This is a genomic window from Caldinitratiruptor microaerophilus, assembly GCF_025999835.1.
In the GTDB taxonomy this organism is placed as follows: Bacteria; Bacillota; Sulfobacillia; order Symbiobacteriales; family ZC4RG38; genus Caldinitratiruptor; species Caldinitratiruptor microaerophilus.
The window spans coordinates 3,279,359-3,305,976 of sequence record NZ_AP025628.1 but is presented as its reverse complement, the minus strand read 5'-3'; the positions used below and the strand labels follow the sequence as shown (position 1 = coordinate 3,305,976).

Annotated in this window: 23 protein-coding genes and 5 tRNA genes; 7 read left to right on the top strand and 21 right to left on the bottom strand. The window is 69.1% G+C overall.

Annotated elements, in window-relative coordinates; genetic code table 11:
• Position 1: 1 nt before the first annotated feature.
• From caldi_RS16040 to caldi_RS16030, 3 genes are all read right to left on the bottom strand, one after another.
• On the bottom strand, positions 2 to 925 hold the full coding sequence (locus tag caldi_RS16040; protein ID WP_264842748.1) for an ABC transporter permease: 924 nt from the start codon (positions 923 to 925) through the stop codon (positions 2 to 4).
• A gap of 104 nt (positions 926 to 1,029) precedes the next feature.
• Entirely contained in the window at positions 1,030 to 2,736 is a 1,707-nt protein-coding gene (locus caldi_RS16035) for a peptide ABC transporter substrate-binding protein (protein ID WP_264842747.1), read from the bottom strand.
• Between the two features lie 461 nt (positions 2,737 to 3,197).
• The gene (locus tag caldi_RS16030; RefSeq protein ID WP_264842746.1) at positions 3,198 to 4,280 is read right to left on the bottom strand and encodes an S-layer homology domain-containing protein; all 1,083 of its coding nucleotides are present in this window, start codon (positions 4,278 to 4,280) and stop codon (positions 3,198 to 3,200) included.
• 1,022 nt (positions 4,281 to 5,302) lie between these two features.
• Between caldi_RS16030 and caldi_RS16025 the strand changes: the two genes are divergently transcribed.
• The 3 genes from caldi_RS16025 to caldi_RS16015 all read left to right on the top strand — a co-directional run bounded on the left by caldi_RS16025 (position 5,303) and on the right by caldi_RS16015 (position 7,840).
• Complete coding sequence (locus caldi_RS16025; RefSeq protein ID WP_264842745.1) at positions 5,303 to 6,163, top strand: hypothetical protein; 861 nt, start codon at positions 5,303 to 5,305, stop codon at positions 6,161 to 6,163.
• Positions 6,164 to 6,220: 57 nt separating this feature from the next.
• On the top strand, positions 6,221 to 6,931 hold the full coding sequence (locus tag caldi_RS16020) for a hypothetical protein (protein ID WP_264842744.1): 711 nt from the start codon (positions 6,221 to 6,223) through the stop codon (positions 6,929 to 6,931).
• A gap of 177 nt (positions 6,932 to 7,108) precedes the next feature.
• Positions 7,109 to 7,840, top strand: a complete 732-nt coding sequence (locus caldi_RS16015; RefSeq protein ID WP_264842743.1) for a hypothetical protein — start codon at positions 7,109 to 7,111, stop codon at positions 7,838 to 7,840.
• A gap of 865 nt (positions 7,841 to 8,705) precedes the next feature.
• On the opposite strand, the gene caldi_RS16010 is transcribed toward caldi_RS16015, so the two are convergent.
• The 4 genes from caldi_RS16010 to caldi_RS15995 form a co-directional block, all read right to left on the bottom strand.
• Positions 8,706 to 8,781: transfer RNA gene (locus caldi_RS16010), tRNA-Trp, on the bottom strand.
• 91 nt (positions 8,782 to 8,872) lie between these two features.
• Entirely contained in the window at positions 8,873 to 9,037 is a 165-nt protein-coding gene (rpmG, locus tag caldi_RS16005) for a 50S ribosomal protein L33 (RefSeq protein WP_264842742.1), read from the bottom strand.
• Between the two features lie 60 nt (positions 9,038 to 9,097).
• Positions 9,098 to 9,173 (bottom strand) — tRNA-Thr (locus caldi_RS16000).
• 1 nt (position 9,174) lies between these two features.
• Positions 9,175 to 9,251, bottom strand: a tRNA-Met gene (locus tag caldi_RS15995).
• Between the two features lie 290 nt (positions 9,252 to 9,541).
• On the opposite strand from caldi_RS15995, the gene caldi_RS15990 reads away from it, so the two are divergent.
• The 3 genes from caldi_RS15990 to caldi_RS15980 are packed head-to-tail and all read left to right on the top strand — an operon-like array spanning position 9,542 to position 12,675.
• A complete protein-coding gene (locus tag caldi_RS15990; RefSeq protein ID WP_264842741.1) occupies positions 9,542 to 10,744 on the top strand; it encodes a M24 family metallopeptidase in 1,203 nt (400 codons plus the stop codon).
• A gap of 3 nt (positions 10,745 to 10,747) precedes the next feature.
• The gene (locus caldi_RS15985; protein WP_264842740.1) at positions 10,748 to 11,662 is read left to right on the top strand and encodes a phosphatase PAP2 family protein; all 915 of its coding nucleotides are present in this window, start codon (positions 10,748 to 10,750) and stop codon (positions 11,660 to 11,662) included.
• A 44-nt stretch (positions 11,663 to 11,706) separates the two neighbouring features.
• Positions 11,707 to 12,675, top strand: a complete 969-nt coding sequence (locus tag caldi_RS15980) for a carbon-nitrogen hydrolase family protein (protein ID WP_264842739.1) — start codon at positions 11,707 to 11,709, stop codon at positions 12,673 to 12,675.
• Between the two features lie 67 nt (positions 12,676 to 12,742).
• Here caldi_RS15980 and caldi_RS15975 read toward each other — a convergent pair whose 3' ends face one another.
• Together caldi_RS15975 and caldi_RS15970 are read right to left on the bottom strand one after the other, a co-directional pair.
• On the bottom strand, positions 12,743 to 13,513 hold the full coding sequence (locus tag caldi_RS15975; RefSeq protein ID WP_264842738.1) for an SDR family oxidoreductase: 771 nt from the start codon (positions 13,511 to 13,513) through the stop codon (positions 12,743 to 12,745).
• A gap of 322 nt (positions 13,514 to 13,835) precedes the next feature.
• Positions 13,836 to 13,920, bottom strand: a tRNA-Tyr gene (locus caldi_RS15970).
• 263 nt (positions 13,921 to 14,183) lie between these two features.
• Here caldi_RS15970 and caldi_RS15965 point away from each other — a divergent pair.
• Complete coding sequence (locus caldi_RS15965; RefSeq protein WP_264842737.1) at positions 14,184 to 15,410, top strand: SEC-C domain-containing protein; 1,227 nt, start codon at positions 14,184 to 14,186, stop codon at positions 15,408 to 15,410.
• Positions 15,411 to 16,175: 765 nt separating this feature from the next.
• Here caldi_RS15965 and caldi_RS15960 read toward each other — a convergent pair.
• The 12 genes from caldi_RS15960 to caldi_RS15905 form a co-directional block, all read right to left on the bottom strand.
• A tRNA-Thr gene (locus tag caldi_RS15960) sits at positions 16,176 to 16,250 on the bottom strand.
• Between the two features lie 13 nt (positions 16,251 to 16,263).
• Complete coding sequence (sigH, locus tag caldi_RS15955) at positions 16,264 to 16,929, bottom strand: RNA polymerase sporulation sigma factor SigH (RefSeq protein ID WP_264842736.1); 666 nt, start codon at positions 16,927 to 16,929, stop codon at positions 16,264 to 16,266.
• 230 nt (positions 16,930 to 17,159) lie between these two features.
• Complete coding sequence (locus tag caldi_RS15950) at positions 17,160 to 17,486, bottom strand: DUF2325 domain-containing protein (protein ID WP_264842735.1); 327 nt, start codon at positions 17,484 to 17,486, stop codon at positions 17,160 to 17,162.
• Between the two features lie 132 nt (positions 17,487 to 17,618).
• Entirely contained in the window at positions 17,619 to 18,716 is a 1,098-nt protein-coding gene (locus caldi_RS15945) for a VanW family protein (RefSeq protein WP_264842734.1), read from the bottom strand.
• 60 nt (positions 18,717 to 18,776) lie between these two features.
• Positions 18,777 to 19,523: a 23S rRNA (guanosine(2251)-2'-O)-methyltransferase RlmB gene (rlmB, locus tag caldi_RS15940; protein WP_264842733.1), complete on the bottom strand. Its 747-nt coding sequence runs from the start codon at positions 19,521 to 19,523 to the stop codon at positions 18,777 to 18,779.
• Between the two features lie 61 nt (positions 19,524 to 19,584).
• Entirely contained in the window at positions 19,585 to 21,195 is a 1,611-nt protein-coding gene (locus caldi_RS15935; RefSeq protein WP_264842732.1) for an FAD-dependent thymidylate synthase, read from the bottom strand.
• A 14-nt stretch (positions 21,196 to 21,209) separates the two neighbouring features.
• Complete coding sequence (locus tag caldi_RS15930) at positions 21,210 to 21,614, bottom strand: Mini-ribonuclease 3 (RefSeq protein ID WP_264842731.1); 405 nt, start codon at positions 21,612 to 21,614, stop codon at positions 21,210 to 21,212.
• On the bottom strand, positions 21,611 to 23,032 hold the full coding sequence (gene cysS, locus caldi_RS15925; protein WP_264842730.1) for a cysteine--tRNA ligase: 1,422 nt from the start codon (positions 23,030 to 23,032) through the stop codon (positions 21,611 to 21,613). Before cysS ends, caldi_RS15930 begins: the two co-directional genes overlap by 4 nt.
• Complete coding sequence (cysE, locus tag caldi_RS15920) at positions 23,010 to 23,720, bottom strand: serine O-acetyltransferase (protein WP_264844832.1); 711 nt, start codon at positions 23,718 to 23,720, stop codon at positions 23,010 to 23,012. The genes cysS and cysE overlap by 23 nt, the downstream gene beginning before the upstream one ends.
• A gap of 463 nt (positions 23,721 to 24,183) precedes the next feature.
• The gene (ispF, locus tag caldi_RS15915; protein WP_264842729.1) at positions 24,184 to 24,663 is read right to left on the bottom strand and encodes a 2-C-methyl-D-erythritol 2,4-cyclodiphosphate synthase; all 480 of its coding nucleotides are present in this window, start codon (positions 24,661 to 24,663) and stop codon (positions 24,184 to 24,186) included.
• A gap of 37 nt (positions 24,664 to 24,700) precedes the next feature.
• On the bottom strand, positions 24,701 to 25,453 hold the full coding sequence (gene ispD, locus caldi_RS15910; RefSeq protein ID WP_264842728.1) for a 2-C-methyl-D-erythritol 4-phosphate cytidylyltransferase: 753 nt from the start codon (positions 25,451 to 25,453) through the stop codon (positions 24,701 to 24,703).
• Positions 25,450 to 26,580: a PIN/TRAM domain-containing protein gene (locus caldi_RS15905; protein WP_264842727.1), complete on the bottom strand. Its 1,131-nt coding sequence runs from the start codon at positions 26,578 to 26,580 to the stop codon at positions 25,450 to 25,452. Before caldi_RS15905 ends, ispD begins: the two co-directional genes overlap by 4 nt.
• Positions 26,581 to 26,618 lie beyond the last annotated feature (38 nt).

Here is a 26,618-nt window from a genome sequence, read left to right as displayed (position 1 = left end):
CTCAATCCCCCTCCAGCCGGATCCGGGGGTCGACCAGGGCCGTCAGGAGGTCGCCCACGAGGGTCAGACCCACGAGCAGGGCCCCGTAGAACACGGTCACGCCCAGCGTCACGGTGTAATCCCGATTCGCGATGCTGGTCACGAACTCCCGGCCGAGCCCCGGGATGGCGAAGATGCTCTCGATGACGAACGTCCCCGTCAGGAGCGCCGCCGTGAGCGGGGCCAAGTAAGCGATGACCGGGATCATCGCGTTCTTCAGCATGTGGCGCCAGGTGATGACCGCCTCCGGCAGCCCCTTCGCCCGGGCGGTGCGGATGTAGTCCTGGCCGATCACCTCGAGGAGGCTCGACCGCGTCAGCTTGGCGATCCACGCCATGCTGAAGCTCGAGAGCGCGAGGGTCGGCAGGACCATGTGCTTCCACGAGCCCCACAGGGCCGGAGGGAACCAGCGCAACTTGAAGGCGAAGACGTACTGCAGGACCGTCGACAGGATGAAGCTCGGCACGGAGATCGTCAGCACCGTCAGGGCCATGGTCACCCGGTCGGCGGTGCCGTTGTGCCGCATCGCGGCGATGATGCCGGCGGGAACCCCCACGGCCAGGGACAGCAGGACGGACAGCGCGCCCAGGGTGGCGGAAACCGGGAATCCCCGGTTGATGATGTCGTTCACCGTCACGCCCTCGAGCTTGAAGGACGGCCCCAGGTCCCAGACGATCACGTTGGAGAGGTAATCCGTGTACTGCTTCCACAGGGGCTGGTCCAGCTTGTAGCGCCTCTCGATGTTCTGCAGGACGGCCTCCGGGATATTCTTCTCGCTGGCGAAGGGACCGCCGGGAATCGCCCGCATCATGAAAAAGGTGAGGGTGACGATCACCCACAGCACGACCACCATGGTCACGAGGCGCTGCACGACGTAACGTCCCAAGGCCTCACCCCCCGGGTAGGGTCGATGGCTCCTCCCTCACGCCAGGAAGGGGAGGTATGCCGGGCGGGCCGGCATACCTCCCCGCCTCCCGGTCTCTCGAAGCCTTACTTCTCCCAGTACGCCCGGCTGAAGTCGTGGCCGCCCACCAGGTGGACGATCACGTTCTTGAGCTTGGGCTTCTGCAGGTCCACCTCGACGTAGAAGTAGATCGGCATGACGACCGCCTGGTCCATCAGCAGCTTCTCGGCCTCGTGCATGAGCTGCATCCGGGTGGCCTGGTCGCCCGTGGCCTTGGCCCGCTTTACCAGGTCGTCGAACTGCGGGTTCTTCCAGCCCGTGTCGTTGTTGCCGCTGGTGCTGGTGAACATGTCGATGAAGGTCATCGGGTCGACGTAGTCGCCGATCCAGCCGGCCCGGGCGATGTCATAGCCCAGCTTCGTCCGGGTGTCCAGGTAGACCTGCCACTCCTGGTTGGTCAGGTTGACCTCGATGCCGAGGTTCTTCTTCCACATCTCCTGGATGGCCTCGGCGATGGCCTTGTGGGACTCGCTGGTGTTGTAGAGGATGGTCAGCTTCGGGAAGCCCTTGCCGTCCGGGTAGCCGGCCTCGGCCAGGAGCTTCTTCGCGGTCTCGACGTCGTTGTCCTTCAAGTAGTCGCCGCCGTTCTTGCGGAAGTCACCCTGGACGTCCGGGATGCCGGGCGGCACGTACGCCAGCGCGGGGATCTGACCGGCCTTGGTGATCTGGGTGACGATGGCGTTGCGGTCGATGGCCAGGCTCAGGGCCTTGCGCACCCGCGGGTCGTCGAGCGGCTTCTTCGTGGTGTTGAAGAGGTAGTAGTAGGTCCCGAGGTAGGGCCGGATCATCAGCTCACCGGCCTTCTCCTTCTTGAGCCGGTCCATCTCGGCCACGGGGACGTCATCCAGGACGTCCATCTGGTCGGACTCGTACATGGTCAGAGCGGTGGACGCTTCCTCGACCGGGTAGAACTCGAGCCGGTCGATCTTGACCTCGTTCGCCGCCCAGTAGTTCGGGTTCTTGACCAGGACGATCTTTTCCTTCGGCTTCCATTCCTTGAGGAGGTACGGGCCGTTGGTGACGATCGTCTCCGGCTTGCGGAACCAGTCGGGGCCGCTCTCCACGGCCTTCTTGTTCACCGGGAACAGCGTGTGGAAGGCAGCGACGCTGAGGAAGTACGGGGTGGGGGCCTCGAGCTTGACCTCCAGCGTCTTGTCGTCGAGCGCCTTGACGCCCAGTTCCGCCTTGGCGGCCTCGATGTCCTTCTTGACGTCCGCCTCCGGGCGGTCCTTGCCGTCCTTATCCTTGAGCGGGACGGTGTTCAGCTTCTCCGCGCCCTTGACGTAGTACAGCTGGTAGGCGTATTCCGAAGCGGTGTACGGGTCGAGCACCCGCTGCCAGGCATAGACGAAGTCGTGCGCGGTGACGGGGTCGCCGTTCGACCACTTGGCGTCGCGGAGGTAGAAGACGTAGGTCGTCCCGTTGTCCTTGACCTCGTAACGCTCCGCCATGCCGGGGACAGGCTTGGACTCGGCGTCAAGCCGCATGAGACCCTCGAACAGGTGGTTCTCCACGTTGGCCTCGGGGATGCCCGTCGAGAGGCCGGGGTCGATGGTCTCCGGCTCCGTACCGTTGTTGAACCGGACGACCTGCTCCTTGGGCTGCTCGGGCTGCTGCTGCGCTTGCTGCTGCCCCGGCTGCTGCTGCGGCTGTTGCTGTTTACCGCCGGCGCAGCCCGCGACGGCAAGCGTCAAGAGCGACGCCACCACGAAAACGGAAATCCACCTGCGCACGCTGTCTTCCCCCTCGTTCTGAAGTGACCAACCCATCCTTCCCAAGAGGCACTGCCGGCCGGCACCGGCCTCGCCTCCGGAAAGCCTGCGACCTCCCGCCCCGTTCCCGATCCGGCGGGACTCCCCGTGACCACCCCCAGGGCCGCGGCATGCGGGCCGTACCTGCTTGCCCGGTGGGCCCAGGCTCGCACCGGCCTGGGCCACGTACACATACCAGGATAGCAGGGCCGGCCGCATTTATCCACTACTGCATATTCCCAGGCGCGACAGACGGGGCGGACGCGGCAAGACGACCTGCGGGGGCGGCGCTCACCCCCGCCGCCTTCGACTACGGGACAAGTTAGCCATCCGCCCCGCGTTTCCCTGCAGAAAGTTTTGCGCCCGGCTCACGTGGAAACCGTGGTCCGCCCGGATGATCGCCCGACCGGGGTTCGCCCCGTGGGCGGTGACGGACGGCGTGATCAGTTCCCGGCGTCCACGGGGAGCATCGGCATGTCCAGGCGCATCTGGCCGTGGTAGTACTCCCAGAGCGCAGGCGCGAATACAACCCGGTCGTTCACGATCATCCAATCGGGTTCTGCCGCGCAGCGCCGGGACCCACTGGGATCCCCCTCACACCGGACGGCGGATTCCACCCGATCCTGGGTGGCGTCTGCGTATTGCACAACCAGATGAACGGGATGTGGCGGTGGAACCGGCAACCGCCCCACGCCCTCTGGCGGCAGCACGTCGCCCGAACGGGCGGCGTCGCTGAGAGCGGTTATGAGACGATTCAACGCGGGCCAGTCCTCTTGCCGGCTGCCCTGGAGGGGACGCGGCGCTCGACTGGCACCATGGGACCAGGTCAGTCGGGCTCCCACCACCCGCCCGCGTCCGGGGAGCGCAGGCTCCGGCACGGCAGGACCTCCGTGAGACAGGGCCGACACCGGCGCCATGCGCTGCAGCATGGCGACCAACTGGGCGCGCGTGACGGGCTCATCGCCGCCGAAGCGGCCGTTGGGCAGCCCCACGATCAAGCCAGAGCGAACCGCCTCCAGCACGTAAGGTCTGATTTCCGCGGGTACGGCGTCCTGAAACGGCCAGACTCCATCCTCGATCCCCTTCCGGGCCGCCGCCTGGGCCGCTTCCGACCAGTTCTCCGCCCGGCGTTGGTCGAGGATGGAGAGCCGCATCCTCAGAGCTGGTCGCGCCATGTGCGCAAGCCAGACCGCGGACTCCAGCCGGGTCGCGGCGGCGTCCATGTCCACCAGGTGGAGCCATTGTCCCGCCCCGGGCGTTGTCGCCAGTGCGAGAGGTAGGAACCCTTGCTTCACCACCCAGTGCTCCCGCAACTGGGGGTCGAACTCGTCCGCAGCGTATGGCACGTGGATCCGCGGCAGGTAGCCGGCCTGCTGCAGCGCCTTCACCGTGAGCGCCAGGAGTTCGGCCCGGGTGACGGGCGCATCCGGACGGAAGGTGCCGTCCGGGTAGCCATGCACGTAGCCGGCTGCCACGGCTTCGCGAATGCTGGCCTCCGCCCAGTGCCCCTGGACGTCTCGGAACACGGGCTCATCTGGGTGCGCGTCCAGCTTGCTATCGGTGGTGTACCCTGACTGGGCACCCCCACGTGCCGCCGAGACAAGAACCACAAACATGGCGAATAAGCTGACGATCCGGCGCCCCCAAGGCACTGTCTGCACGAGACGCATGGGTTTGCCCCCATCCACATGCCAGAAGGTCTGGTTGGCCCGTGTGACGACGCCCAGGTCCGAAGGGGACGAGGAACCCTCTACCCACCGGTTCCCGTTATAACCCATTCATGGCTATACGACGCGATGGCCAGCAATACCGCCCCGGGAAAGATGAGCGCGCCGACGCTCATGACGCCGAGAAGCGACAGCCCCACCGTGACCTACGCGATTACCTGTACCGGGAACCAGTTCCTCCGGAGCGCGGACCGCGCGGCGATGCCGAACAAGGCCAGGAAGCCGAACCCCCAAAGAAGCATCGTCCGCTCTTCGCCGCGAGCGCCCCAGCAGACCATCACGACGCTCCCCGCCGCCCGCGCTGCGGCCCCCAGAAGAGCCACGAGCCGGCCCAACGTCCCTCGCCTCCGGGCTCGAACGGTCTCCGGGCGGTAATCTATGGTTCAGCCCCACGGCCGCACCTTCCTCTATGCCCCTCCGCCGCCGGCCCACGGAACAGGTCGGTCGCGCCGTCGCCTGGCCCTTCACCACCGGGCCGGGTGACCGCCCGCGACCTTGGCCGGCGCTCCCACTGTACCAGCGTGTCGTACGTCAGGATGCCTCATCTACCACCCTGACCGCGCGTTCACAGGCCGTCTTGTAGCCGTGATCGTGTTGAATCATAATTTGGACAGCATCAGTGCGGCTGGAGGCGAAATCCAATCGACATCCTGCAAGCCATTCTGGAGCGAATTGCGGATGTTGGTGCCCAACTCATCGGACTCGGTCGTCTGAACCCGGTGACCGTGGCGCTGGTCTGTCTGCTCCTGGCGTTCACCGTGGCGGTGATTGCCGTTTTCGTGTTTGGCGTCAGTGTGTAATAGTGGCTGAGGTGGCAAGCCGTGCGGAAGATCGCGTCGTTAGCTTTGCTGGCTTTCGTAGCCGTGGGAGTCTGGGGTCCACGGTTCACCACCGGAGTGACTCGGTTCTCAGGCGAACAACGCCAGTTCGCTGAGGACGCCGTTCGACTCGCCCGAATGGTCCTTGATCACCCCATCGAGCGTGGTCTCACTCGGGGAATGCGGGTGACAGACATGATGCCGCTGCCACCGGGAACGGTAGATCCCATCACGAAAGCGCCGTGCTACTGGGTGGCAAAGGTGAGGGCGTACTCGTTCTTCTGGGTGCCCCTTCGAACCTACGCGGTGTGGTGTCGAGGTGCGTCAGTCTGGGAGCACAGCGATCACCCCTCGCCTCTCCTGTCGGCGGACTCCAACCAGTTCGTGGAAAGGCTATCCAAACAGGGCGTTGAGGTGGAAGAGGTGGCACGGTCCAAGTGGGAGTCCTTTTTCCCCGGTGGCGCCCACAAAGCGGCCTGGATGAGGACCAACTTGGGTATTCTGGACGTAATCTTCTTCCCCGAAGCGGAAGACGCTGACAAGATCCGCATCACCCAGATCGAAAGTGATCCGGGGCGGTACAGATACAGGGTCGAGATCGACGGGTGGAGTAGTGTCATCGACTCGAACGCGCCCGAATTGTTCACCACCCGGGGAAATGTGTTTGTGGTTACGCGTGACGCTGCCCTCGACGCCGCCGTGAAGCGAGCGCTGAAGCAGGAATGGTACCGACTGCTCCATCCGATCAGGCGTCACGCTGCGCCCCTTCGGTCACGGCTACCGAGTGACGGCATCCCCGACCTCACTGCACCCCCGGTTACCTTGCCACTCACCACGTGGATCTCTTCTCCAGCGAGGTCGTAGTGGGGCTCCTCGGGACCGAAACCGATCCCCGTGGACGTGCACTGTGGGAAGGCGGAGGTGGCCACCGTGCGCCCGTTCGTACGCCCTGTCGCTGCGTTCGGGCTCATGAGCGCTCTGAGCTTCGGCACGGGGGCAGCCCTGGCGACGCTCTATCCCCCGGCCCGCATCATCTCCCGTCTCGAGGCTGAGCCAACCACGCGGACTGCGGCCCCGGCCGAAGACGACGCGCCCGACCAGCTCAAGTCGACAGAACCACATGCGGCCGAATCCGTTCCCCAGTCCATTCGCCGACACTATAAGGGCTTCCCCGAAACGCCCATCAGCCGGGTGGATGCGGAGAAGGCTCTGGGCAAGCCTCCGGTCACGATGTCCGGCTTTCTCGCCCACTCGGCCGCCGCCAACCGCATGCGCCTGCTGGGTGGCACCCTGTACCAGTCCATGGATGTTGGATCTGGCGACCGCTGGATCGGACGGGTCTGGTACCGTGAAAGCGACACACCAGCCTTCTTGATGGTTCGACAGATGCGTGTGTCGGAACAGACCGCGCGAGACATCTTGAATGACGGCCGACGAACGGTCGAGTTTCGCACCGGCACCGTGGCCGAGATCGACTTCAACGAAGTTGGGGAGGACGGGAAGCCGCTCGAACCCCCGTGGACCAAGCACATGTGGCACCTCACGTTGTACAGCGACGGCGTGCTCCACACCGTTGATGCCGCGAACCCGGGGCTTGAGGAAGTCCTGCAAATTGCAGAGGCAATATCGTGAACAGAAAGCGGACACAGGGGGAGGGAGAGCCTTCCACCCGTGTTCCGTCTCGGCTCCAGGCAACGGCCTCACGCCGGGCTCGTTTCAATCCAGATCGTGGTGGGACTGGTACCCTCCGCGAGCCCAGAGTCCACGAAGAACGATGAGGTACATGTTGAGAGCACGGAGGTGCTCAACATGCGCGGACTTCCCGCTGTGGCTGTCGTCGGTGCAGGGCTCGTTCTCGCACTGTTCAGCGGTGCGGCAGCATGCGGGGTCAAGGCCAGTACCGAGGAATCAGTCGCCACGTCCTATGCCCAACCTTCGCAACCGGACATGCCGTTCAAGGTCTACCGCTTCGGGGACGGTGAAGTTCGCTTCCAGGTGGAAGGCGACCCACCGCCAATACCACTGGCCCCCGCGCCTCCCTGGGACCCTGGTAAGGAGGCCACAGCGCAGCTTCTTGTTCCATCTCTCACCACACCATGGGGTGTGCCGCTTCCTCCCGGGCCGTACACAGTCGAGCCCTGGGGACTCATTGTCCCGATTCACGTCATGGACGCGAACAACCAGCGCCAGCAAGGTCTGTTTTGGCCACCGAGGGGCAATCTCGGACAAGTGAACGCACCGACGCCGCCTGTGTTCGTCAAGGTGGTGGACGGAAACGCGACTGTGAGTATGCGCCCGTTCACGTGGGACGACGGTAGGTACTGGGTTGCAAACGGCAAGGCCGTGGCGGAAGTCCGCCTGAGTTATAGCCGGAAGCACCCCACAGGGGACGTACCCTTTTCGTCCGGTTTTGAGGCGTCACCCCCGCTACCCGCTCGGTTCGTACTGGTTCCAGTTCTCAAACAAGGCCACAAGGAGATACCCGGCCAGGCAGTCGAAATCATCATCCGCCCCATTCCCCAGCAACCCGAAACCCAGTGAAAGGCGAAGAAGGTCGCCCCGGGGAATGGTCGGGAAGCGAGGGGCAGCAACTTCAGAGAACGCATCAAGGGCCTCGGCAACAAACGCGTCATGCTGTCGGAGTTACTTGACGCTATGGAGGACGTACGTTCAGTCGGCAACGACGCTGCGCACTGTTCAATCCGATTGTCAAGGCATCGCGCTATGTCGAAGCGCATAGCGGTGTGTGGGTGAGTTGGGAACAGAACGGGGAAATAAGGCAAGCCACTCTCTTTCCGCCTTCGGGAGAGAGGCTGTGTCGGCAGCAGCGACCAGTGAAATCTCACCGGCCTTCCGCGCGGCAAGGAGTGTGAACCCGGTTGGTGGATGCCGGCAAGAGTAGCGATCACCAGCGCGACGTGCCCCCAGCGTCCAGAGGCTCGCTCGGTGGCGCGGTTGTCGTTCAAGCTGTTGGCCGAACTCCCCACCTCTGTGACCGAGTGGAACGACACGAGCGTAGGGCACGGCAAAGAGTACGTCTACCGCGTGAATATCTTCTCGAAGGAGGGCGAAGCCGGACCGGTTCCGGTCCTCATACGAAAAACGGTGCCCTAAGACAAGAAAGGAGCCCGGGTTATCCAGGGCCCCTTGTCTCTTACGCCGAGTTCGTCTTGATGCTGACCGTGGTCGCCCGCTCCCGGTTCGTAGCCCGGTGTCCACAAACCCGTAACTGGCACGTCACCTTAAGGATCCTAAAAGTGGTTGAAGACGGTGGTTGCGTACTACTTGCAATGACGAGGGTTGCAAACGGGTTGCAAACCCGCCCAGATAGTCACATCTGCATACCCCTGCCTATAAATTCCAACCCGCCAGACTTACAGCCTGGCGGGTTCGCGGCTTCTTGAGTTGGCAGGGGCGGCAGGACTCGAACCCGCAACCTGCGGTTTTGGAGACCGCTGCTCTACCACTTGAGCTACACCCCTGCGGCGTGCGCGTCCACCGCGCATTGTAGCATGGACGGCACCCCGGGTAAACGCCTGCGGTTCGGCACCCGTGCGCGGCCTCGCGCCGACCCTACCGGGTCTCGCGGTGCAGCGTGTGGCGGCCGCAGGTGGGGCAGAACTTCTTGAGCTCGAGACGCCCCGGGTCGTTCTTGCGGTTCTTCGTCGTGGAGTAGTTCCGCTGCTTGCAGTCCGTGCACGCCATCGTGATGATGACGCGATTGCCCTTCGCGGCCACGGCGGCCACCCCCGTCCTGGAACAACTGCCGGCCCCGTTCCGGGGCCGGAAGCGAAACGCTGGAGCTGGTGACCGGGATCGAACCGGTGACCTCGTCCTTACCAAGGACGTGCTCTACCTACTGAGCTACACCAGCCTGGTTGCGGGGGAGGGATTTGAACCCTCGACCTTCGGGTTATGAGCCCGACGAGCTACCGGACTGCTCCACCCCGCGACGTGGTCCCGATGCCCTCCCGGCACGCCCTCGCGTGCCCTGGTTCCCGAGACCGGTGACTATTATATCACGCTCCGGCGATCTGTCCAGACCGTTTGTCTCCAACCGGGGGGACGCCGCCCAGCGCCGGATCTACTGCCGCCGTGCCGCGCGCCGCGCCGTTCCCGCGCTCGCGCCGCGCAGGGGAAGCCGCCCGCCGCCTCGAATCCGATCCTGTGTCACTCGACCAAACGGTTGGTCAACCGGTCAGGGTACCACCCACCGGGCCACAGGGGAGGCGCGTGTGAGCCATGGCAGACACACGGTCGGTGGTAGCGGCACGGCGGCGCACCGAGCGGCTGCAGGCCGCCTTGCGGGAGGCCGGCTGGGCAGCGGCACTGATCCAGCATCCCCGTGACGTCTTCTATTATGCCGGGACGGGGCAACCGTGCAACCTCTGGGTGCCCGCCGAGGGCGAGCCGGTGCTCTTCGCCCGACGGGTCGAGGAGTGGGTGCGCCAGGACAGCCTCCTCCCCCAGGTGATCGGCGCTGCGTCCTTCGGCCAGATGCGGCACCACCTCGCCGAGCGGGGCCTCCTGCCGCGTGAGGGGGCGACGATCGGGATCGAGAAGGACGTCCTGCCCGCCACGCTGGTCGAGAGCCTGGGCCGGACCCTCGCCGGATACCGCCTCGAGAACGTCGCCCCGGTGGTCCTGAACCAGCGCCTGGTCAAGGACGACATCGAGATCGCCGCGATGCGCGCCGCAGCCGGGCTGTGGGCCGAGGTCCACGCCGGCGTCCTCGAAGCCCTGGCGCCCGGCGCGAGGGAGTCGGACGTGGCCGCCAGCGCCCTCGGCCGGGCGATGCGGGCCGGCGCCGGCCCGGAGATCTACTTCCGGCGCTGGGACGGCACCGGAGCGGCGGGGCGGGTCGTGGCGAGCGGCCCCAACGGCTGGCGGATCTCCGGTCCGGCCTTCACCGTCACCGGCGTCGGATTCGGGCCCGCGCAGCCGTGGGGCTACAGTGACCGGGTGATCGGCGAGGGCGAACTCGTGGTGGTCGACTTCGGCCTCTACCGGCAAGGCTACCATGCCGACATGACGCGCACGTACGCCGTCGGGAAACCGTCGGCCCGCTTGAAGGACCTGTGGGACCGCCTCGTGGAACTTCATCAGGCGGTGATCGCCGCCATCCGGCCGGGTAGGCGCGCCGCCGAGCTGTGGGAGGTCGCCCGGAAGCACGCCGGACGGGCCGGGTATGCCGACTGGTTCATGGGCTACGGCCCGAACCAGGGCCAGTACATCGGCCACTCGCTGGGCCTCGAGATGGACGAACCGCCGGTGCTCGGTCCCGGGGCCGACCAGGAGCTCGTCCCCGGGATGGTGGTGACCGTGGAGCCGAAGTTCATCGTGCCGGGCGTCGGCGCCGCGATGATCGAGGACGAGATCCTCGTGACCCCGACCGGCGGCGAGGTGCTCGGCACGGTGGAGCAGCGCCTCTTCGAGGTGACCTGATCCGTGGAGGTCATCCGCTTCCTGCAGGCGACCATGCCGGGGCCCGGGTGGGAGCGCTTCTGGACGCTGATGTCGAAGCTCTCCTCCGAGCAGGTCTTCGTGGCGCTGGTCCCGATCCTCTACTGGACGGCCGACCGCCGCTTCACCCGCCTCTTGACCGGCCTGCTCCTCTTCAACATCTGGGTCGCCAGCGTCGCCAAGGGCCTGGTCGCGTCGCCCCGCCCGCCGGCCGGCGGGATCCGGGTCGCGCCGGTGGACGTCGGCAGCCCCCTCGGCTTCCCCAGCGGCCACGCGCAGAGCGCCGCGCTGGTGTGGACGGTGCTCGCCTCCGGCGTGCGCCGCCGCTGGTTCGCCGGGCTGGCGGCCGCCGTCATCCTCCTGGTGGGCGTGTCCCGGCTGTACCTCGGCGTGCACTGGCCGGCCGACGTCGTGGGCGGGTGGGCGCTCGGCCTGGGCCTGGCCTGGCTCGGCATCCGAGTCCACGGCCGGGCCGGCGGCTGGCTGTCTGCCCTGCCCCTATGGCTGCGGGCGGCGCTGGGCGCCGGGATTCCGGTCCTGCTCTACGCCGCCTACCAGGCGGTGCCCGCCCTCGGCCGGATCCAGCCCGAGGAGCTCCCGGTCGCCATGGGCGCCCTGACCGGGTTCCTTCCCGGCACGGTGCTGGAGGAGGCGTGGATCGGCTACCGCCCCCACCCCCGCCCGGGCTGGCAGGTCGTGCGGGTGGCCCTGGGGCTCGCCGTGGTGCTCGCCGCCCGCGCCGGGCTCAAGGCGGTGCTGCCGGACACCGCCGGCGGGGACTTCGTGCGCTACGCCGCCGTCGCACTCGCCGCGACGCTCCTCGCCCCGTGGCTCCTGCGGCGGATCGGCGGCCCGGTCCCGTCACCGGTGGGAGCAGCGGAGCGATCGCCCGGCGCCTGACCGTGCGGCACCGGGCATCCCGTTACGCCGGAGGAGGATCCCGCATGGGTACGAGCGTTCGCGTGGCCGTGGTGCAGGCCGCTCCGGTGCTGCTCGACCGGGAGGCCACCGTCGGGAAGACGGTCCGCCTGATCGAGGAGGCCGCCGGACAGGGCACCCGGCTCATCGTGTTCCCCGAGGCGTTCATCCCGGCCTACCCGCGGGGGCTCACGTTCGGCACGGTGGTCGGGAGCCGCAGCGAGGCAGGACGCCGGGCCTTCGCCCGGTACTGGGACAACGCCGTCGACGTGCCGGGCCCCGCCACCGAGGCCATCGGCGCCGCCGCCCGGCGAACCGGGGCCTACGTGGCGGTGGGCGTGATCGAGCGAGCGGGCCCGTACCGGGGGTCGACGCTGTACTGCACCCTCCTCTACTTCGGTCCGGACGGCAGCCTCCTGGGGAAGCACCGCAAGTTGAAGCCGACCGGGGCCGAGCGGCTGATCTGGGGAGAGGGGGACGGGTCCACCCTCACCGCGATTCGAACGGAGTTCGGCACCGTGGGCGGCCTGATCTGCTGGGAGAACTACATGCCGCTCGCCCGGATGGCGATGTACGGCAAGGGCGTCGAGATCTACCTGGCCCCCACCGCCGACTGCCGGGACACCTGGCAGGCGACCATCCAGCACATCGCCTGCGAGGGCCGGTGCTTCGTGCTCTCCTGCAACCAGTTCGTCACCCGGCAGATCATGCCGGCCGACTGGGAGGACCTCGGCCCCGGCCCCGAGGTCCTGTGCCGCGGGGGCAGCGCCATCCTCGGCCCGCTCGGGCAGTACCTGGCCGGCCCCCTGTACGACCGGGAAGGGATCCTCACCGCCGATCTCGACCTCGACCAGATCACCCAGGCCCGATACGACTTCGACGTGATTGGTCACTACAACCGGCCCGACGTGTTCCGGCTCATCGTGAACGAATCGCCGGCCGTGGGGTTCGAATCCGTCCCGAGACCGGAAGTGGTCCATGAGGAAGAGGCGTGAACGGCGGCCGGGGCCCTGGGGCCCCGGCCGCACGATCGCCCGGCAGCGCCCCCCGGAGGCTGGGACCTCACTGCGCCGTGTACGCGCCGTCCACGGTGAGGGCGGTCCCGGTCACGTACGAGGCGGCGTCCGAGCAGAGCCACATCACGGCGGCGGCGATCTCTTCGGGCTTGCCCATCCGCTTCATCGCCGACAGAGCCGCGATCTGCTCGTACACCTCCCGGTTCTTGCCGGCTGCAACCCCGCGCTCCATGACCATCGGCGTCTCGATGAAGCCGGGGCACACGGCGTTGATGCGGATGCCGCGCTGGGCGTACTCCATGGCCGCCACCTTCGTGAGGCCGACCACCCCGTGCTTGGCCGCCGTGTACGCCGGGGCGTTGGCGAAGCCGACCAGCCCGAGGATGGACGCGTTGTTCACGATCGCCCCGCCGCCCCGCTTGACCATCTCCGGGATCTCGTACTTCATGCAGAGGAACACGCCGCTCAGGTTGATGCCCAGCACACGGTGCCACACGTCCTCGGGGTAGTCGGCGGTGGGGGCGAGGGCGCCCTCGATGCCGGCGTTGTTGAAGGCGTAGTCGAGCCGGCCGAAGGTGTCGACCGTCACCTTCACCATGTTCTGGACGTCGGCGGAGTTCGACACGTCGGCGCGAACGAAGACGGCGTCGCCGCCTGCGGCCTTGATCTGGCGGACCGTGTCCTCGCCGCCCTCGGCGCTCACGTCCGCCACCACGACGTTCGCGCCCTCCCGGGCGAAGGCGAGCGCGGTCGCCCGGCCGATTCCGGAGGCCCCGCCCGTCACCAGTGCCACCTTGCCCGCGAACTGCCCTGCCATGCAAAAACACCTCCTCTGCACGCTTCCCGGCCCACCCTGTCGCGGCAGGCCCGAAGCAGCGTGTCCTTCTCGCACGTCATGGCAAGCTCCTGCCGGCCGCTGCGCAGGGTGGCGCCTGACCCTGACGACCTCACCGAACCCTACACGAATCAGACTGTCCCGGCCGCCCCGTCCGCATGGGGGGTCCCTGCGGGCGGAAGTCCATCCCGCGGGTCGAACGCCGGATGCGGCGATGACGCCGGCCTGGGAGGGCCCTCCGCCGGACGAAACAAAACGAATTCGGGCCGGCGTCCCGCGGACGCCGGCCCTTGGCGTGTGGACGTGGTGGAGGGGGAAGGATTCGAACCTCCGAAGGCAGAGCCACCTGATTTACAGTCAGGCGCGTTTGGCCACTTCGCTACCCCTCCACGACGCTGCCGGGTTCCCCGGCAGCGTTCCATATCTTACGGCAAGGGCGGTTTCGCGTCAAGAGGAACTGAGAGGGAAGTGGGAACGCGGGCAGCGGTTCGCCTGGTTCAGCCTGGAGAGAATATCGCCCGGCCCGACGCGAGGTCACCGCACTACCCGTGCCCCAGGGAGGCTCCGGGAAGGAATCCGGTCGATGGGCGAGAACGACCTCCATCGAAACGCGCGGAAGTGAGCGGTCCTCGAAGGAAGGGACGAGGTAGGCATGGGTAAAGAGTTGCTCTCTGTGCCGGAGGGGCCGGGGTTCTACGTGACACGGACGGAGGAGATGGAGCCGGACCCCACGGGAAAGCCGAGGGTGATGACCCAGATCGTCTTCATCCCGTACGGCCGGGAAGAGGACTGCCCCTGCGGCTCGGGCCAGGCCTTCGGCTCGTGTTGCCTGCCACTGGGGGTCAGCCGCATTTTCGCGGCCAGCCCCGGGGGCGGTTACGCGCCAGCCATCGTCCACACCGAGGAGTGGAACCACCTCACCTTCGACACTGTCCGTGAGAAGTTGGCCGGGCGTCCGGAGTTCGCGTGCATGGAGGACAGCCCGCAGCGCTGCTTCTGGCGCTACCGGGGTCAACAGGGAACGGGGCGTGAGTTCTTCGGAACTGTTGAGCTACTGCCCGGCCGGCTGATCGCCCAGACGCTCAGCCGCCCCCGCCACGCGCACATTCGGGCTGCCTTGGAGGAAACGCTGGGACCCCTCCCCAGGGGCCGGCTCCAGGTAGAGGTACTGCGGCACGTGGAAGGTCCGGCCCCGGCAGGCCTGAGCCTGCCCGCAGCAGAGTCACCGGAAGGCGACGGCGTTCCGGTGCTCGAGGCGTACCGGTCGGCCAGAGCGCGACTCAACCAGATCTATCGCCTGGCCCTGAAGGAGGTGCTGCCGGACGAATTCGCCGAGGCCGCGAAGCGGCTCGGCCTCCTGGCACCCGGCGGGGTGCTTGCCACCCGGTCGGGAAACGAGGAGAGCCTGGTCATGGACACCGCCTTGTACGAGGTCCGCCGCCACGGCCGCCCCGTGATCGTGCACTTCTGCGCCCGTAACGCCCCGGCCGACCCGGAGGCTGCCGCCCTGCACCGGGCGATCGGGGAGTCCCGGGTGGGCTTGTTTCACATCGAACAGGTCACCACCCAGTACCTTGTCATTCGGGATGCGCTGTCACTCGGCAGAGAGACCTACCGGCTGGCCGACTTCGGCCTGGTCAGCACAGGCGAGCCCGGTATGGGCATCGTTACCCGTCTCCTGCGACTGGACCGGTTTGCCATGACCTCCGGCTGGGGTTTCGGGATCCCTCCACAGGATTACGACAGGCTCCTGGATCGGGTGAGAGCCGTGTGGACGGCCACTGCGGACAGAAACCGCACCATCGCGCTCATCCGGTACTGCCTCGAGAATCTCGCCAGCTTCCATGTCACAATCCCGCCTGTGCGAGAGCCGGTGTGAGATAGTGGGTGCTCCACCCGGCGGGCAGCCGGTCAGTCCGCCGCCCGGCGGACCAGGACGCCCTTGGAGAGGCCCCTGGGTCCCGCCGGTAGGCCGGCGCCGGCCGCCGGGAGTCAGCTGTTCGTCGCCGCCGCGTCTCGGTCGGGATGAGCCGGTCCGGGCGAAGCGGGGATCGCCGTGGGAGGGGGCGTCCGGCCGTGTCCGGCGATCCCGCCCGTTCGGGCGCGGGTACGAGCAGAGTCCGGAGCGTGGCCGCCACCCGCAAGCGCCGGCAGAGCGGCCAGGAGGCTCCCGTCGCTTCACCCGCCCCCGGCTCGCTCGCTCACTTGCCCTCGCCAGGGCGTCCCGGACGGATTGGACGGCTTGCCCAGGTTCGAGCACCCGTATTGTCCGTGGGGGGAGCGTAGCGGTTCTTCATGTCGAATGTGACGGGCCAACGCGCCTTTGCCCGCAACGCGGCCACGAGCAGTGGGCAGATCTTTCGCGTGAGCGTTGCCCTCGAGCGGTTCGAGATCGTGTAGACGTGGATCTTACACGATTATGGGCACGCGAAATAAGGCGCGCCCGTACTCCGGCAGCGCCGCGGGAACGGAAGCCCTGACCTGCGGACCGTCTTGTTTCCATCTGTTACGGTTCGGTGCCGGCGGGAACGGCACCGAACCCCATTTTTCGGGTTTCCGGACCGGAACAGCGCCCCGTTGCTACATCCGTCGCGACATCGGGCCTTTTTCCGCCGGGCGTGATCCCCGAAACCCGTTTCCTAACTGGAGCCGGTTGTGGGATTTGAACCCACGACCTACCGCTTACAAGGCGGTTGCTCTGCCGCTGAGCTAAACCGGCGTGCAGGCACGTGCTAGACGCGCCCACGCTCCACGGCGCCGGCCCGCTGGTCGAGGTAGCGCTCCAGCTTGCGCTTGACCCGCTGGAGGGCGTTGTCGATGGACTTGACGTGCCGGTTCAGGTCGAGGGCGATCTCCTGATACGACTTGCCGTCGAGGTATGCCATGAGGACCTTCCACTCGAGGTCGCTCAGGATCTCGCCCATCTTCTCCTCAATGTCACCGAACTCTTCCCGGCTGATGATCAGCTCTTCGGGATCGGTGACCTTGGAGCCGGAGATCACGTCCAGGAGCGTGCGATCGGAGTCCTCGTCGTAGATGGGCTTGTTGAGGGAGACGTACGAGTTCAGGGGGATGTGCTTCTGGCGGGTGGCCGTCTTGATGGCGGTGATGATCTGGCGGGTGATACACAGCTCGGCGAACGCCCGGAAGGAGGTGAGCTTGTCGCTGCGAAAGTCCCGGATCGCCTTGTACAGCCCGATCATGCCCTCCTGGATGATGTCTTCGCGGTCGGCACCAATCAAGAAGTACGACCGGGCCTTTGCCCGAACGAAGTTCTTGTACTTGTTGATCAGGAACTCCAGCGCGACCGTCGACCCATCCCGGGCGAACTCCACGATGTCCTCGTCAACCATGCTGTCGTAATCGTGCAGGACAACGCGCTCCGGGCTAGCCGCCATGAACGGGTCCCCTCCCCGCGCCCCTGGAGGTAAAACAAACGAAATATACACAAAAAACCAGTGCGTGACCGGGTTGGAGGGCTAGACCGACGTACACACTGGTGTTGGAGAGTTAGACACGGCATAACGGATTGACCGGGTCACCACTGCCGCCATTATAGATCGGCGTGAGACGCCCAGTCAAGCCAGGGCGGGAGCCCGGTACATGGATATGCAAGTTCGTGGGAAACCTAACCCGCCACCCTTTTCCGCGAGGCGCGCGGGCACGTTTCGACGTGAATACACGGCAGCCCGCAGTTCTGCAGGCTCTGGCAGACGGAACTCCACGACCGCCGGGTGAACACCGTCGGGATCCCCTGCGCCTTGGCCTGGTCCTTGACCCACCGGGCAAGGTTGTGGTTCACGTAATCGACCAGCACCAGGATGAGGCGGGTACCGGCCGGGATGTCCACCCGCCGTTCGTTGCGGCCGGTCACGTGGACGACGTCGCCGTAACCGAGCTGGCGCAGGTTCTCCGCGATCGACCCCAGGTGGTCGCCGCCGACGACCAGGACCACGCCGTCGCCCTCCCTCCTGCGCCCAGGATCGCCTCCCGCCGTGGGAGGCTTGCTGAGAATCATTCTCATGTCCTGAGTCTACCATACTTCCCCTGCCGTCAGCAACAAGAGGATAGTGCAAATCCGTGGGCGTTAACCCGTGTCCGGCGCGGCCGGGGCAACCGGCAGCGGCGCCGCCCCCGCGTCTCCGCGCGGGGCGGGCAGCAGCGCGGTCCCGACCACAACGTGGCCACGCCTGGGCGCGTAGAAGGCCCGCGCGACGACCTCCTCCCTTCCGTCGGGCCCCGTGCGGATCACCCGTACCTGGTAGCCGGGCCGCCCCTCCTCGACGACGAGCCGCCGCCCCACCGGCAGGCTGGAGTCCGGGATCTCGGCGATCTCGGGCGGGGTGTAGCGGTCCACCCGGGTCCGCAGCCGGTAGGCCGGGACCCGCACGGCGCCGTAGAGGGCGACCTCGATCCGCTGCGGAGACCCGCTCAGGAGCCGGGCCCGGATCTGGACGGGTCCGGCGGTCGTGTTGCGGAAGCGGAAGTCCAGGCCGTCCCAGGCCACCGTCGCGTCGCGGCCGAGGTCGACGTAGGTGAGGGGCCGGGAATGGTGGTGCCGCTCGGTGACCGGAAGGCCGGCGAGGAGCACGCTGTTGAAGAGGGTCGACGACACCTGGCAGACCCCGCCACCGTAGCCGACCACGAACTCGCCGCTGTACAGCTCCGGCGCCGCCTGCCAGCCGAATTGCGGGTCGCGGGGCCCGACCACCCGGTTGAACGAGAACTCGCCGCCGGGCGGGACCACGTGGCCGTCGATCTTCGCCGCCGCCAGCCGGATGTTCGCCACCCGCCCTGCCTGGGCCGATACCACCGGCGTCTCGAAGCGGGCGAGGAGCCGCAGCCGGGCCAGATCGGGGGCGGAACTGCCCCCGGCCTCCCCGACGCCCGGAGCCTGCGGCCCCGGCGCCGCGGCCCCGCCCGTCGAGGGGTCAGGCGGGGTCCCCGGCACGTCCCCCGGCGGCCTCCCGGGCAGGCCCCCCGACCGTCCTCCGGCGCCGTACGGCACCAGCAAGAGCCAGCCGCCCCGGCCGCGACCGGGGTGGCCGGGCCACCGCCCCGCCGGCCACCGGCCGGACAGGGCGCGCGCCGCCACCGCGCTGCCCGCCACGGCGGCGAGGAGCGCGATCGCCGCCCCGAGCGCCACGTGCCGTCGCCGGGAACGGACCCGGGTCCTCCCGTCCACCGGGCCTCCCTCCCCCGGGCCGATCTGGGCGCCGTGCGGAGGCCCGTGGGCCGGGGCGGATCAGGACGCCCCCTTGTCCCGCTGCCTCCGCACCTCGTAGAGGAGAATGGCACCGGCGACCGCCGCGTTCAGCGAGTTCAGGTGTCCGCGCATGGGAATCCGCACGGTGAAGTCACACGCCTCGGCGACCAGCCGGCTGAGCCCCCGGTCCTCCCCGCCGATCACCACCGCCAGCGGCCCGGTGAGCCGCGCCTCGTGGTAGACGGTCGGGGCGCCGGGTGCGGCCCCGCAGACCCAGAGCCCCGCCTCCTTGAGCTCGGCGATCGCCCTGGGCAGGTTGGTCACCCGGGCCACGGGGACGTGCTCCACGGCGCCGGCGGCCACCTTCGCCACCGCCGGGGTGAGGCCGGCGGCCCGCCGCCCGGGGATCACCACCCCGTGGACCCCCACGGCGTCGGCGGTGCGGAGGAGCGAGCCCAGGTTCTGCGGGTCCTCGATGCCGTCGAGGACGAGCAAGAGCGGATCCTCCGCGGCCGCCCGGGCGCGGGAGAGGATGTCCTCCAGCGAGGCGTACTCCCGGACCGCCGCCACCGCCACCACGCCCTGGTGGCGGACCCCGCCGGCGAGGGCGTCGAGCCGCGCCCGGTCGACCTCCTGGACCGGCACGCCCCGCTCCCGGGCCAGTGCCCGGATCTGGCGGATGGATCCCTCCACGGCGCCCCGGGCGACCAGCAGCCGGTGGATCGGCCGCCCGGCCCGCAGCGCCTCCAGGACCGGGTTGCGGCCGGCGATGTGCTCCTCCGCCACGATCCATTCTCCTTACGGTGACTTCAGCATGCGCGCCGGGGCAGGCGGCCATGCGGGGCGCCTACGCCCGCCGCCGGGTCGGTGCGAGGTGCGGGTGCACGCGCCGGACCTGCTCGTTCAGGTCGAGGATGGCCTCCCGGATCTCCCACTGCGCCTCCGGGCCGCCGCGCAGGTTGACGAGGTGGTACAGCTCCCAGAGGTCGAACCGCGCCCGGGCGCGCCGGCGGTGCGCGCCCGTGAGGACGTAGGGCGCGGCGAGGGGGGCGTCGGCGAGGAGGCGCCGGTACAGCGCCTCGCTGGCCTCCACCGCCCGGGCCAGCACCCCCTCGAGCCCTGCGGCGCGGACGTTCGGGGGCACCACCCACCCGTCGTCCGGGCGCGGCTCCGCCGGGGCGAAGTCGACCTTCCGGCTGTGGCGCAGGAGCTGGTGCCAGCACGCTTCGGAGACGCAGAACTCCACCTCGTAGGCGACGCGGTGGAAGGCATCGTGCGGGTGGTCGTGGGGGCCCAGGCGGTCGACGAGCACGCGGGCGAGGCGGACGAGGCGGTCTGCGGGGAGATCGGCGACGTGGCGGCGCAGCGCCTCGCCGCCCAGCCGGCTGTGGGTGGTGAGAGCGCCCTCGAGGAGGGTCCGGAGGGCCCGCACCTCGTCCGGCGGGATGGAGTCCCCGGCGGGTGCGGCGTCGCGGGCCGGTCCGGCCTCCGGCGCCGTGCCGTCCCGGCCCGTCCAGTCGAGCAGGACCGCCGCCCGCGGGCCGGCCGCCCCGGAGGCGGAGGAGCGGGTCGCCTCCGCACCCCGCGGCGCCCAGGAGCCCAGGTCGCCCAGCTCCGCCTCGAACGCCAGCCGGGTCTGCGTCTGGTACGGGCTCTCCTCGGCGTGGCGCAGGAGAACCGGGAGGACGGCGGACACCTCCTCCCGCATGGCGGCGGCCAGGCGGCGGCACTCCGGGTAGGGGTCCGAGAGGAGCCGGACGATGGCGTCCCTGAGGGCCCGCCCGTTGCCGGTGAGCCCCAGGTTCGTGTGGACGGCGAGGGTGAGGGCGTAGCGGGCGTCCTCGAAGGCGATCTTCTCGAGGCGGGACCGCCAGGCCTTCTCGCCCTCCCCTTCCCGCGGCCCGATCACCCCGCGCAGGTAGTCGACCAGCCCCGCCTGCAGCTCCTCGTACGCGCGGTACGTCTCGTCCTGCAGCTGCTCGAAGGCACCGCGCAGGTCGGGCCGCTCCTCGAGCTCGGGCGGCACCACGTACCCCCCGCGTGCGGGGCGCTGGTAGCGCTGTGAGTATTCAACGAAGGAAAGGAACGGGTTGGCCAGTTCCAGGCGCGCCGACGCCAGGCGGGAGATCCGCTCGATGCCCACGTGGGCCACCGCCAGTTCGGCCACGCTCGAATGCCCGTAGCCGATCACCACCCGCTCGTGGAACCGGCGGGCCTTCTCGAGGTCGAAGCGGGCCTCCGGGGGCGGGCCTTCCCCGTCCGGCGACGCCAGCGCCAGTTCCCGGTCCCGGATGAGGGAGAGGAGGTTGTCGCGGAAGCTCGCCGGCGACCGGCTCACCCGGGCGAACACCACGGCGATGACCTCTTCGGGCAGCCCCCAGATGGCGTAAACGTTCCGGTCGAGGTTGCTGACGTATCGCGACAGCAGCGCCGCTTCCTCCGGGCTGTAGCGGGACAAGCTCCGCCCCCTCCTCACCGGGCCGGCTGGCCCTCGCCGGCGTGCGCGACGGCCCGGGCGAGCACGGCCCGCAGCCGCTCACGCTGCCCGCTCAGGTACAGGTACCCCACAAGGGCCTCGAAGGCCGTGGCCGCCTGGTACTCCGCGGCGTCCGCCCCGCGCGGGGCGTGGGCGGGCCGGGCGTTGCGGCCCCGCCGCACGATGTCGGCCTCGACGGGGCTCAGCTCCGGCAGGAGCGCCCGCAGGGCGGCGGCCTGGGCCCCGGCCCGCACGTAGGCCGTGGCGGCGCGGTGCAGCCGCCCCGCCGGCTGCGCGCCGCCCTGCCGCACCAGCCACTCCCGGACATACAGGTCGTGGACGGCGTCGCCCACGTAGGCCAGTGTGAGGGCAGGTAGCAGCTCGGGCCGGGTCGCCGTCATGCGCGGCGCCACCGGACCCCGGCCGGGGTGTCCTCGAGGAGGATGCCGCGGGCCCGGAGCTCGTCCCGGATCCGGTCGGCCTCGGCGAAGTTACGGGCCTTGCGGGCCTCCTGGCGGAGGGCGATGAGGCGCTCGATCTCGGCGTCGAGCCCGCCGTCCTCCGCTGCCTCCTGGCGGAAGCGGCCGAAGAGCCCGAGCACGCCGCCCAGCTCGAGCAGCAGGTCGAGTGCCCCCCGCGCCAGCGCCCGGCTGGCACCCGGCTGCACCCGGGTGTTCGTGTCCCGCGCCAGGTCGAAGAGCACGGCCTGCGCCACGGCCGTGTTGAAGTCGGCGTCGAGCGCCTCGACGAACCGGTCGCGGTGACGGCGGAGATCGGCCAGGAGGGTCCGCTCGGCGTCGGTGAGCTCCTCCCGGCTGGCCGCCTGGGCCAGGTGGCGCAGGGCCCGGGCGGCGTTGTAGAGCCGCTCGAGGCCGGCCCTGGCGGCCTCGACCAGGTCATCGCGCCAGTCCAGGGGGTTGCGGTAGTGCGCGGAGAGCAGGAAGAAGCGGACGGCTTCCCCGTCGTACTGCCGGAGCACGTCCCGGACCCAGAAGAAGTTCCCCCTGGACTTGGACATCTTCTCGCCGCCGATGTTCAGGAACGCGGTGTGGAGCCAGATCCGGGCGAAGGGCTTGCCCGTCACCGGCTCCGACTGCGCGATCTCGTTCTCGTGGTGGGGGAAGATGAGGTCCTCCCCGCCGGAGTGGATGTCGAGCGTGTCCCCCAGGTAGTGGCGGGCCATGACCGAGCACTCGATGTGCCAGCCGGGCCGGCCCTTTCCCCAGGGCGAGTCCCAGGCGATCTCGCCCTCCTTCTGCGCCTTCCAGAGGGCGAAGTCCATCGGGTGCTCCTTCCGGGGGTCGACCTCCACCCGGGCCCCGGCCTGCAGCTCGTCCAGGGAGCGGTGGGAGAGCTTGCCGTAGTCCGGCTTGCGGGTGACCCGGTAGTACACCCCGTCGCCGGGGATCTCGTACGCGTAGCCCTTCTCCACGAGGGCGGCGATGTGCTCGACGATCTCCGGGATGTGGTCCGTGACCCGGGGATGGAAGTCCGCCCGCTCGATGCCCAGGGCGTCCGCGTCGCGGAAGTACTCCTGGATCATCTGGTCGGCGAGCTCCCGCTCCGGCACGCCGAGCTCCGCCGCCCGGCGGATGATCTTGTCGTCGACGTCCGTGAAGTTCTGGACGTACGTCACCGTGTAGCCCCGGTAGCGGAGGTACCGCCGCAGGGCGTCGAAGACGAGGAACGTCCGGGCGTTGCCGATGTGGAACAGGTTGTAGACCGTCGGGCCGCAGTTGTAGAAGGTCACGCGGCCCGGCTCTTGCGGGACCAGCTCCTCTTCCTGCCGGGTGAGGTCATTGAGCAGCCGTACGGGCACGCGGGATATCCTCCCTCTCCTCGGGCGACTCGCCCCGCGCCCTCATGAGGGCGAGTTCCGCCTCCAGGTTCTTCACTTTCGCCTGGAGCCGGTGCACTTCCTTTGTGAGCTGGTCGAGCGCGGCGGCCACCGGGTCGGGCAGGTTGACGTGGTCCAGCAGGTCGACCTTCTGCCCGCTGCGGCGGACGATGCGGCCCGGGTTCCCGACCACCGTGCAGTCGGGCGGCACGTCGCGCAGCACCACGGCGCCGGCCCCGATCTTGCAGTTGTCGCCGATGGTGATGGCGCCCAGGATGCGCGCGCCGGTCCCTATCACCACGTTATTGCCGATCGTCGGGTGCCGCTTTCCCTTCTCCTTGCCGGTGCCGCCCAGGGTGACGCCCTGGTAGAGGGTCACGTTGTCGCCGATCTCCGCGGTCTCGCCGATGACCACCCCGGCCCCGTGGTCGATGAAGAACCCCTCGCCGATCCTGGCGCCCGGGTGGATCTCGATCAGGGTGAGCCACCGGGAGAGGTTCGACACCATGCGGGCCAGGAGCTTCAGGTTGTGCGTCCAGAGCCAGTGCGCGATGCGGTGCAGCCACAGCGCGTGCAGGCCCGGATAGCAGAGGATGACTTCCAGCACGGAGCGGGCCGCCGGGTCCCGGTCGAGCACGGCCTGGATGTCGCGCTTCAGGCGGGCGAGCATCGCCATCCTCCTTCACTGCGAACGTTTTTCCGAGCGGTCTATGGGGATATAAGAGCGTCCGCCTCTGCGGTGCGCAGAGGCGGACGGCCGATCCGCGGTTCCACTCTGCTTGGGCCGGCCCGGCGCCCCGCGGCAGGCGGTGGCTCCGGACTCCGCGCCCATCTCGGCAGGGACGGGCCTTGCGGCCGATCCCCCGGCCCCGTAACGGAGGCCCCCGTGGGCGCCTACTTGGCCGGCATGCGCCGGACGTTCGGACCCCGGCTCCCGGGTGCATCTTCCCCGTCCGCCCTGCCTGCCGGACCCGCCGGCAGGCTTCTCCGGCCGCCGCTTGCAGCCCGGCGCCCCGGTGGCGCTCCGGCGGCGGCTCTCTGTGCGGCGGCGGGCGGGTACTCCTCCCGTTCCTCGCCTTTGAGAACCATTCTCGGTTTGGATGCCCTGATTATAGGGCCTGGGAACCAGGGCGTCAAGGAGAATCTCGAACGAGCAGGGCCACGGCGTAGCAGGCGATGCCCTCCCCTGCCCCGATCGCCCCCAGGCCCTCGTTGGTGGTGGCCTTGATGCCGACGTCCTCCGGCGCAACCCCCAGGGCGGCGGCCAGGCGCCGGCGCATCGCCTCGCGGTGCGGGGCGATGCGCGGGCGCTCGCACAGGACCGTGGCGTCCACGTTGCCGACCCGCCACCCCCGCTCCCGGACGAGCGCGACCACCCGCTCCAGGAGCGCCACGCTGTCTGCCCCGGCGAAGGCCGGGTCGGTGTCCGGAAACAGCTGGCCGATGTCCCCCAGCCCGGCCGCGCCCAGGACCGCGTCGATCACCGCGTGGGTGAGGGCGTCGGCGTCCGAATGGCCCTCCAGGCCCAGCCGCCAGGGGATCTCCACACCGCCCAGCACGAGCCGCCGCCCGGGCACCAGCCGGTGGATGTCGTAACCGATCCCGATCCGCACGGACCGCCTCATCCTCCCGCAGAACCGGCGACGGGGCTCATGCCGGCGCCGGCGGCGCGGCCGCCGCGTGCCGGCGGGCCAGGAGCGCCCCGGCCAGGGCGAAGTCCTCGGGCGTCGTGAGCTTGAGGTTCTCCGCCGAGCCCGGGTACAGCACGACGGGCTCGCCCAGGCGCTCGACCAGGGCCGCCTCGTCGGTGCCGGTGAAGCCGTCTTCCCGGGCCCGGGCCAGCGCCGCCTCCAGGACGTGCGCGTGGAACACCTGCGGGGTCTGGGCGGCCCACAGGCGCTCGCGGGCCAGGGTCCGGGCCACCCGCGGCGGATCGCCGGGGGCGGCCTCCTTCACCGTGTCGCGCACCGGCACCGCGGCGATCACCGCCGGGTAACGGCCCGCCGCCTCCAGGAGGCCCGCCAGGAGTGCCGGCGGCAGGAGCGGGCGGGCGGCGTCGTGGATCGCCACCACCCGGGGGCGGGAGGAGACCGCCCCGAACGCCCGCCCGACCGACTCCTGCCGCGTCTCCCCGCCCTCCACCACCCGGGTGAGCTTGGGGATGCCGTACTGCCGGGCGAGCTCCCACACCCGGTCGACCCACCCCGGCGGGGCGGCCACCACCAGCTCGTCCACCCGGGGGTCGGCGGCCAGCACCTCCAGACTGCGGACCAGCACGGGCCGGCCGGCCAGGTCCAGGAACTGCTTGGGGACGGGCCCTCCGACCCGGGTCCCCCGACCGCCGGCCGCCACGATCGCCGTCACTCCGACCGCCAGTCCGGCCGGACCCAGAGGGATGGTCACGGGGCGACCCGCTCCCGGTCTCGCTCCCCGCCGCCCCGTTGCGGCTCCCGTGGCCGGGCGAAGATCATGCGCCCCGCCGCCGTCTGCAGGACGCTCGTCACGAGCACCGTGACGGTGTCGCCGATGTGGCGCCGGCCGCCGTCGACCACGATCATGGTGCCGTCGTCCAGGTAGGCGACGCCCTGGCCCGGCTCCTTTCCTTCCTTAATAATCGTCACCGACATCTCCTCGCCCGGGAGGACCGCCGGCTTGACGGCGTTGGCCAGCTCGTTGACGTTGAGGACCTTGACCCCCTGCAGCTCGGCGACCTTGTTCAGGTTGAAGTCGTTGGTGAGGATCTTCCCCCCGAGCAGCCGGGCGAGCTTGAGAAGCTTCGAGTCGACCTCGCCCTCGCCGAGGTCGCGTTCGTACACCTCGACGGGGACGGCCAGCTCCTTCTGGATGCGGTTCAGGATGTCGAGCCCCCGCCGGCCTCGGTTCCGCCGGAGCACGTCGGAGCTGTCGGCGATGTGCCGCAGCTCCTCGAGGACGAAGGACGGGATCACCAGCGGGCCCTCCAGGAAACCCGTCTGGACGATGTCGGCGATGCGCCCGTCGATGATCACCGAGGTGTCCAGGATCTTGGGTACAGGACCTTTCGGGGTCCCGTCGCGCTCCCGCCGGGTGTCCGTCTCCCCCTTTCGCTTGCCGGGAGGATTCCAGTTGGCGAACAGCCCGGCGAGCTCGTCCCGCTTGCGGGTCGCCAGGGTCATGCCCAGGTAGCCGAACACCAGGGCGGCCAGCACCCCCACGATGCTCCCGAACCACGGGATGCTGGCGACCGTGAAGCTGAGGAGCGTGGCGATCAGAAGGCCCATGATGAGCCCTCCGGCGCCGAACAGCAGATCGTGGACCGGCGTCCGGGTGAGCCGGCTCTCCATCCAGGTCACGGCGGGAAAGAGGAAGAAACCGATGAGTCCACCGAGAAGGCTTCCGGAGGTCAGGGTCAGCACCGTGCCCCAGACCCCGAGGGTCCCGCCGGCCGCCGGCCAGATCTCCCGGATGGGTTCGAGGTTGAACGCCGTCAGCACCAGCCCGCCCACGATCCCCGCGATGGTGAGGATCAGGCGCAGGTTTCTCCGGAACACCCGACCACCCCCCTGAAGATAAAGACGTGCGGTCTCGC